We start from the raw sequence: 5,108 nt of genomic DNA, 5'->3' as shown, positions 1-5,108 counted from the left end.
GCCTGCCCAGCCAGATGCAACGCCACCAACGACGACGAACACGCCGTATCCACCGACACCGCAGGCCCCTCAAGCCCCAGCACATACGACACCCGACCCGACACCACCGAGCCCATCAGGCCGGTGCTGAAGCCCTCGGTGGCGTCGCCGGCCGCGTTGCCGAGCTGGGCGTAGTCCTGGGACATCACACCGGCGAAGACACCCGTCCGTGAACCCCGCAGCCCCTGCGGGTCGACCCCGGCCCGCTCGATCGCCTCCCAGCACACCTCCAGCAACAACCGCTGCTGCGGATCCATCGCCACCGCCTCACGCGGCGACACACCAAAGAACCCCGCATCGAAGCCCGCGACATCGGCCAGGAACCCGCCCCGCCGCACATACGACTTCCCCGGGACATCCGGATCCGGATCGAAAAGCCCCTCCACGTCCCAACCACGATCCGAGGGGAACCCACCGATCCCCTCCCCACCCGAGCGGACCAGATCCCACAGACCCTCCGGAGACACCACACCCCCCGGATAACGGCACCCCATCCCCACCACCACAACCGGATCGGAGTCCACCCCCGACGCCGACGGGGAAGGGATCACGGGTGTGACTGCCACCGCTTCCGTGTCTCCTGGCAGCAGCCGCTCCAGGAGGTGGTGGGCCAATGCCTGCGCGGTCGGATAGTCGAACACCAGGGACGCGGGAAGGCTCAGCCCGGTCGCGGCCTGGAGGCCGTTGCGGACGTTGACACCGCCGAGGGAGTCCAGGCCCAGGTCCCGGAACGCGGCCGTGGCTGCGACAGCATCCGAGCTGCCGTATCCCAGCACCGCCGCCACCGACGACGACACCAGTTCGGTCAGCAATGCGCGCCGGCCGTCCAGAGCGGTGCCGCGCAAGCGGGACACCAACTGCGACACGGACTCCCCCGTCGCAGCGGTGCGCCGTACCGCGGGAACCAGCTCGGCCAGCACCGGCGCCAGCTCACCGGCCCGGGCCAGACGACGCAGGGCCGGAAGATCCCACCGCGTACCCACCACATGGCCCGCGCCTGCGGACAGCGCCGCATCGAACAGTTCCACGGCCTGTGCGGAGCCCAACGGCAGTACACCACCCGCTCGAAGCCGAGCCACAGCCTCGTCGGCCAGCCCGGCGCCCATAGCGCCGGCGTCGGCCCACAGGCCCCAGGAGACCGACTGTCCCGCGAGTCCCAGACCCCGCCGGTGCACGGCCAGCGCGTCCAGGAAGGTGTTCGCCGCGGCGTAGTTGCCCTGGCCCGGGCCACCCAGCACCCCGGACAGCGACGAGACCACCGAGAACAGCGCAAGGTCCCGATCGAGGGTGGCCTCATGCAGGTACCAGGCCGCGTCCGCCTTCGCCGCGAGGACCCGGTCCAAGCGCTCGGCTGTCAGCGAGCCGATCACGCCGTCGTCCAGCACACCCGCCGCATGAACGACACCGCGCAGTTCGAAGCCCTCCGGCACCGAAGCCACGAGATCCACCACCGCGGCACGGTCCGACACATCGCAGGCCACAAGCCGAACCACCGCACCGGCGGCTTCGAGATCAGCCAGCAACTCGGTCACGCCTTCGGCACGTTCGCCCCGACGAGACGCCAGTACGACGCAACCCGCCCCGTGCTCCTGGACCAACCGCCGTGCCAGTACGCCGCCGACGCCCCCCGTGCCACCGGTGACGATCACGGCGCCGTCCGCACCGATCCCGGTCTCCACGGACTCCGCCCCGCCGGCGCGCACAAGGCGCGCCGCACGCACGATCCCGTCCCGCACCACGAGCTGCGGCTCGTCCAACTCCGCCAGCGCCGCGTCGGCTTCGCCGTCGGTGTCCACGAGCACGATCCGGCCCGGGTTCTCCGACTGCGCCGACCGCACCAGGCCCCACACCGCCGATGCCGCCACGTCCGTGACCGCCTCACCCGGAAGGCCGACGGCGCCCCTGGTCACCACCATCAGCGTCGAGCCCTCGTACCGGGGTGCGGTCAGCCAGGCCTGCAGGACTTCGAGCGCCCGATGTACGCCGCTGTGCATCGACGCCACCACATCGGCGCCGGCCTCGGCAGCCCACTCCCACACCACGACCGGCGGCACGGACTCGGCATCCGGATCCCAGCCGGCGTACTCGACCGCTTCCGTAGCGCGCTTCGGCAGCGGGACCGGCGACCACACCACCTCGAACAGCCCGTCGGGCGCCGTGCTCACCGCCGCGGCCGAGGTCAGCGCCTCCGGTGACACCGGCCGCGTCGCCAGCGAGCCGATCTCCAGCACCAGGGCACCGCTCTCGTCCGCGACATGCACCGAGACGGCGTCGGAGCCGGCAGGCGCGAACCGGACCCGCACCGAGGAAGCACCGACCGCCCGCAGCGACACGTCTTCGAAGAGGAACGGAACCTGAACGACCTCCATGTCCGACCCTGCGTCCTGAGCGGCGAGTCGAGGGGCGTGGACCACCGCGTCCAGGAGCGCCGGGTGTACCCCGAACCCGCTCACATCCGTCGCGGACGAAGCACTCACCTCGGCGAAGAGCTCGCCGCCACGCCGCCAGGCCGCGCGCACGCCACGAAACACCGGCCCGTACCCGTAGCCCTGCTCCGCGAGTTGCTCGTAGGCGGTCTCCACGTCGACCGCCTCTGCCCCGACCGGCGGCCACACCGACTCCGGCCACCCCCGCTCGGCGGACTGGTCCGCGGCCAGCACGCCCTGCGCGTGCCGCACCCACCCCTGACGGTCGTCGTCCGCCACGGCACCGGTGCGTGAGTGGATCTCCAGGTCCCGGCGCCCCGCCTCATCCGGCTCGCCCACGACGACGTGCACCTGGACCCCGCCGCGCTCGGGGAGCAGCAGTGGAGCAGTCATGGCCAGCTCCCGCACCACCGGGCACCCGACCTCGTCACCGGCCCGCACCGCCATCTCGACCAATGCAGCCGCCGGCACCATCACATGCCCGAACACCTCGTGCTCAGCGAGCCACGGCTGTCCGGACCTCGACAACTGTCCGGTCAGCACCACCTGGGAGGCGCCCGGCGAGGCCACGACCGCACCCAGCAGGGGGTGTTCAGCCGCAGCCAAGCCCGCGGACCGCACGTCCGTCCCCTGGGTGGTCGGCGTGAGCCAGTACCGCTCACGCTGGAACGCGTAAGTCGGCACCTCCACGAGCCGACCGCCCGCGCACCACGGCTCCCAGGACACCGGGACCCCGGACACGTACAACTGCCCGAGCCCGGCCACGAACGCCGCCGATTCCGGACCCCGGCGAGACAACAACGGGACTACAGACGCAGCCTCAACGCCCTCAGCGACGTCCTCCAGCGTGCTCACCACGGCCGAGACCAGCGCTCCCGGCCCCAGCTCAGCAAAGCGACAGACGTCCTGACCAGCCAAGTACGTCACGGCGTCGGCGAAGCGCACCGCCTGCCGCGCATGCCGCACCCAGTACTCCGCCGACCCGAACCCGGTCCCGACATCGGCGAGCTCGCCGGTCACGTTGGACACCAGCCCCACACCACCCGCAGGAACCGACACCCTCACCTCAGACGCGACCCGCTCGAACTCCTCCAGCACCGGATCAAGCAACGGCGAATGAAACGCGTGCGACACCGCCAACGAACGCGTCCGGCAACCAACCCCCTCCAACCCGACCACCGCAGCATCGACCGCCGCCCGAGCACCCGAAATCACCACACTGCCCGGCGCATTCACCGCCGCCACCACCACCGGACCCAACCCCGGCGCCACCCCCGCCAGAACCTCCTCCACCACCTCCAACGACCCCGAGACCGCCGTCATCACCCCGGCCTCAGCCCGCTGCATCAACCGCCCCCGCACCACCACCAACCGCGCCGCATCCTCCAACGACAACATCCCCACCACATGCGCCGCAGCGATCTCCCCCACCGAATGACCCACCACGAAATCAGGCCTCACACCCCGAGCCTGAAGCAGACGAAACAGCGCCACCTCCAGCGCGAACAACGCCGGCTGCGTGAACTCCGTCCGCTCCAACACCCCCGCATCCGAACCCCACACCACATCCAGCAACCGGTGACCCCACCACCGGTCCACCTCCCCAGCAACCACCTCCAACTCCCGAGCGAACTCAGGAACCGCGCCGGCCAACTCCCGGCCCATCCCCAACCACTGCGCACCCTGACCCGGAAACACGAACGCCAGCCCACCAGCACACACCGAACCCGCGACCACACCGGAGCCCTCCCGCCGCGCGGCAAGATCCGCAAGACCAGACAGCAACTCCCCCCGATCAGCACCGAACACCACCGCCCGATGCCCGAACACCGAACGCCGAGACAAAGACAACGCCACATCAGCGTCACTGAAGCCGGACGCGGCCTCACCGCCGACCCAGTCAGCTAGCCCCGCGGCCTGCTCGGCCAGCGCGTCCGGAGTCTTGGCCGACAGCGTCCACACACCGCCGACCGCACCCCACGCCGGAGGAGCCACCTCCGACTCCGCCTCCCTGTCGGGCTCCGGCGCCTGCTCCACGATGACGTGGGCGTTGGTGCCCGACAGCCCGAATGACGACACACCCGCCCGCCGAGGACGGTCCACCACCGGCCACGCCCGCTCCGCCGTCAGCAGCTCCACCCGGCCGCTAGTCCAGTCGACGTGCGACGAGGGCGCGTCCACGTGGAGCGTGCGAGGCAGCGTGCCGTGCCGCAACGCCTCGATCACCTTGATCACACCGCCGACACCGGCAGCGGCCTGCGTGTGACCGACGTTCGACTTCAACGACCCCAGCCACAAAGGCTCGGCGTCCGCGGACCGCTGCCCATACGTCGCCAACAGCGCCTGCGCCTCGATCGGGTCCCCCAGCACCGTGCCGGTGCCGTGCGCCTCGACAACATCCACGTCCGACGCGGACAGCCCCGCCGACGCCAACGCCGCCCGAATCACCCGCTGCTGCGACGGCCCATTCGGAGCAGTCAACCCGTTGGAGGCACCGTCCTGGTTCACCGCCGAACCCGCCACCACCGCGAGAATCGGGTGCCCGTTGCGCCGGGCATCCGACAACCGCTCCAGCAACAGCACCCCGACACCCTCACCCCAACCAGTGCCGTCCGCAGCATCCGCGAACGCCTTGCACCGCCC

The 5,108-nt window shown here is 71.0% G+C and carries 1 protein-coding gene; it reads right to left on the bottom strand.

Annotation, left to right across the window (positions count from 1 at the left end):
• On the bottom strand, positions 1-5,108 hold a 5,108-nt coding region (locus tag ACWCPN_RS34745), incomplete at both ends, for a type I polyketide synthase (protein ID WP_451214567.1).

It is taken from the genome of Streptomyces sp. NPDC002386 (genome assembly GCF_053593175.1).
Note: the sequence above shows the minus strand (reverse complement) of the source record. Positions and strands in the feature narration are given on the sequence as shown.